Raw genomic sequence first — 4,316 nt, 5'->3', positions numbered from 1 at the left:
AAACATGATTGAGCAAGCACATGCAATGGGTGAAGCAGGAATCAGTAACTCAGCCTATGATTCTTATGAAATTCCAGCACTTGATTATGGCGATGGCTGGGATGATATGACGCCTGCTTATACGGCAATGTATGCAATGCTGCACGGTTCACTTGGTCATACAATTGAGACGCCAGCACTAAGCCAAAATGGTTATGATGCTATGTATGCAACAGGCCTTGGGGCAACGCTTTATGTAACAGAAAACAAAGATGAATTGTATAAAAATCAGCTTGAAATCTTCAAACGTGGAGTAAATGGTGAAGATAATCGTGCGGTTGATGAGTATTTTGTAAATGCAGCCGGTGAATCAATTGGACGTACAAGAGGAGAGAATGAAAACTTCTTCCCTGAATATTACGTGATTCCGGTTGATGAAAATGGACAAAAGAATCCACTAGAAGCAACAAAGATGGTTGAATATTTACTTCGTAATGGAGTGAAAGTAGAGCAAACCACAAAAACAGCGAAAGTAAATGGAGCTGCATATCCAAAGGGAACATATATCGTGCCAATGAATCAAGCAAAACGTGGTCTAGCTAATGCGATGCTTTACAAAGGTGACGATGTGTCAGACTGGGGTGCAATGTACGATCCGATCGTTGTTAATTTCTCTGACTTAAGAGGATTTGATTTGGATGAAGTTCGTGTGGAGAATGCTTTTGCCAAGGTTACAAAAGAGGTAGACAGCGTAACATTACCAACTGGTGATGTAGTTGGCAAGGCACCAAAACAAATTTTATCTAACACAAATAATGACACGGTAAAATTAATTAATGAGCTTTTAAAAGATGGAAAAGTCGTTGAAAAGGCAATGGAAGCAAAGGGAAAAGTAAAGAAAGGTGACTATATCGTTAATACAAAGGATTTACTACAGTATGAAGATTTTTACTACGAGGCTTCATCAGCTGGTACAACACAAAACATAAAAACAGAAAAATTAACTCTTCCTAAAGTAGCAGTAACAGGGTCAGCTCAATTAAAGTTTTCACTAAAAGAACTAGGCTTTGAGTTAGTTAGTTCTACTGCAGATGCAGACGTTGTTGTTAGTGATGGTAGTTCATTTGATGTTAATAGTCTGGATGGGAAGGCTTATGTTGGAATTGGAGTCTATGCTTTGAATGCTGTGAAAAACAGCGGAGTGCTAGGAGAAGGTTACAGCTTCGATTACACAAGCGCTGGTCATGAAGGGTTATTAAAAGCAAACGTAAATGATCATATCCTAACCTCTGGATACGAGGCGAGTGAGCTGTTATACACAACAAATGGTGCATGGATTACGTCTGTTCCTAAGGATGCTCAAGTTTTGGCAACAGTAAGTAACAGTGATGATTTCTACGTTGCTGGCTGGTGGCCTGGTCATGACGCAGCCAAAGGTCAAACACTAGCATTTACTCAAAATCTTGAAGACTCAAACATTACTCTATTTGCAAACGACCTTGCCTTTAGAGCACATACGCAATCAAGCTATCGCCTGCTAGCCAATAGCATCTTTGCTTCAGTTGGTTCTGAAGTTGCAAAGAAAGGTAAAGGATCAGTGAAAGATAAGGCTAATAAGCAGAACAATAAAGTAGAGAAATCCTTCCTAGAGAAAGGTAGAGATAGAGAGTAGGTTAAGGAAATTCGGGTGGTGCCTGGCACCACCCGAATTTTGTCGTTGTCTGTACTAGTTCGATTCCTGATGTAACTCCCCTCTTTTTATTTTCGATCTGAAAGTGCTTAAATTTATAAACCTCTTTGAATTGCCTCGATAACGCATAAATTAACTTGCCCCAAATTTAAAAACTTCACATTCTAATTGTTCTTTTCTTACACAGCCGTTAAGTTGTAACTTTTGAGAATGAGTGTCTTCAGGTCATGAAAATACAACCGATTACTTGAGGGATCATATACAGTTCTGTGGTGCTTTAGTATATAGAAACTAGTGTATATAAGAGTAGTTGCTTATTTGTGTAATCAATGTTATTTCAAAAATCTAATACTTTTGTTAGAAAATATAACATGAATTACCGTCTATTTAGAGTTATTAACAAAACAAATAGTTTAAACATTGTGAATTTTCATAAAGACAACACAAAAGCATATAGTGTATAGTTGTATGTAACTTAATTAAACACTTAATGTAACAATAATTAACATTAACTGTTACTAAATTAGATGGAAGGGGATTGTAATCATGCAAGTAGAGGCATCACCGTACATTTGGCCGTTTAATGGTCCTTTAGAGCCTTGTGAAACAGCATTAATGATCATTGATATGCAAGTGGACTTTTGTGGGCGAGGTGGATATGTAGAGCAAATGGGTTATGATATCTCATTAACTGCAAGAGCTATAAATCCTATTAAGAAACTATTAGAAAAAGCAAGAACAATTGAGGGACTTACAATCATTCATACAAGAGAGGGTCATCACAGAGACCTTTCTGATTTACCAGAAAATAAAAGATGGCGAAGTGCACAAATTGGAGCTGAGATTGGTTCAAAGGGTCCGGCTGGGAGAATTCTTGTTAGAGGTGAACCTGGATGGGAGATTATTGATGAACTCAGTCCAATCGAGGGAGAAATCGTGATTGATAAACCTGGAAAAGGGAGCTTCTATGCAACTGATCTAGACCTGATTTTAAGGAATAAAAACGTAAAGAACATCATCCTTACGGGAATTACAACAGATGTTTGTGTTCATACAACTATGAGAGAGGCGAATGATAGGGGCTATGAATGTTTGATATTAGAGGATTGTACAGGTGCAACTGATTATTCAAATCATATAGCTGCACTTAATATGGTGAAAATGCAAGGTGGCGTGTTTGGGAGTGTTTCAGATTCTGAGAAAGTCATCAGTATTTTAGAAAGCTTTAATTCTATCAACCTAACAAAATAATAAAATTAGGAGGAAAAAGCATGAAAAACAAAAAGACTCTTTTATCATTCATAACAATTATTATGCTTTTGTTATCAGCGTGCGGGGCAGGAGAACAAGCTTCCTCATCGGGAGGTTCGGATGAAGAAAAAGGATTAAAGAAAGTTGTCTTACGATTAAAATGGATTCATCAAGCGCAATTTGCTGGTTTTTATGCAGCGAAAGAAAAGGGGTATTACGAGGAAGCTGGTTTGGATGTTGAAATTCGCCCTGGTGGAGCAGATTTCCCATCTGTTCAAATGGTTGCTTCAGGAGATGAGGATTTTGGTGTAACTGGAGCTGATCAAATTCTGTTAGCTCGAGAGAAAGGTGTACCGGTTCAAGCGCTTTCTGTTATATACCGTGAATCACCATTTGCGTTATTTAGCTTAAAAGATTCTGGTGTAGAGACAATTGAAGATCTCGTCGGTGAAACAGTCGGTGTGAAATTGGGTGGTAATGAAGAGTTAACATATAGAGCGATGGTAGAAAACTCTGGAATTGATGGAGAAAGTATTGAAGAAATGCCAGTTAAGTATGACTTAAGTCCATTATTGAGTGGTCAAGTAAAAGCGTGGCCTGGCTACGTGATCAATGAAGTGATTGCTGCTCAAGAAGAGGGATATGAGGTAAATGTTATACAGCCTAAAGATTACGATATTAACTTTTATGCGGATACGCTGTTTGCGAAAGAGGATTTAATTAAAGAGGATCCGGACTTAGTAAAGAATTTTGTTGAAGCATCTATGAAAGGTTGGCAGTACGCAATAGATCATCCAGAGGAAGCGGCTGAATTTGGTTTGGAGTATAGTGAGGATTTAAAGCTTGATCATGAGATTAGTATGATGAAGGCAAGTGTACCACTTCTTCAACCTGAAAAGAGTCCGCTAGGTAAGATGGATGAAGCTGAATGGAACTACCTACAACAAAATTTATTGGACTTAGGATTTTTAAAGGAAGAACAAAATATCAACGATGTATTTACGAATGATTTTATTAAATAGGAGGAGTCTCTTGTGATGCAACAGTCTGAGCGTCTTACCGATCATGTAGCTTTGATGAGTGAGCAGGGAAAACAGAATAAGGATATAGCCATTACAATGGAAAACTGCTCCCTATCTTTTGGTGATGTCAAAGTACTAAACAATGTTTCTCTTACTATTTATAAAGGTGAATTTTTATCAATATTAGGTCCGAGTGGCTGTGGGAAATCTACCTTGCTAAGGTTAATGTTAGGGCTACTTTCTCCCGATAAAGGAGGGGAGATATCCTTAGATGCTACGAAAGAGTCATTGGGAATGGTTTTTCAAAAACCAGTATTAATGCCTTGGATGACAGCACTGCAAAATATTGAAATGCCGTTGAACTTAGGTAAAGA

Annotated in this window: 3 protein-coding genes and 1 pseudogene; all 4 read left to right on the top strand. The window is 37.9% G+C overall.

All coding sequences use genetic code 11. From position 1 onward, the window contains the following. Positions 1–1,651: pseudogene (locus tag ACEWK1_RS27305) on the top strand (X-prolyl-dipeptidyl aminopeptidase); the annotation flags it as partial. Positions 1,652–2,215: 564 nt separating this feature from the next. After that, complete coding sequence (locus tag ACEWK1_RS27300) at positions 2,216–2,920, top strand: cysteine hydrolase family protein (protein WP_212135481.1); 705 nt, start codon at positions 2,216–2,218, stop codon at positions 2,918–2,920. 20 nt (positions 2,921–2,940) lie between these two features. After that, positions 2,941–3,942: an ABC transporter substrate-binding protein gene (locus ACEWK1_RS27295; RefSeq protein WP_416636849.1), complete on the top strand. Its 1,002-nt coding sequence runs from the start codon at positions 2,941–2,943 to the stop codon at positions 3,940–3,942. Positions 3,943–3,957: 15 nt separating this feature from the next. Continuing rightward, positions 3,958–4,316, top strand: a 359-nt coding sequence (locus ACEWK1_RS27290; protein WP_416636848.1) for an ATP-binding cassette domain-containing protein, incomplete at its 3' end; no start/stop codon positions are given.

Source organism: Metabacillus sp. YM-086, assembly GCF_048059995.1.
Taxonomy (GTDB): domain Bacteria; phylum Bacillota; class Bacilli; order Bacillales; family Bacillaceae; genus Metabacillus; species Metabacillus litoralis_B.
This window is presented reverse-complemented; position numbering and strand designations above follow the sequence as displayed.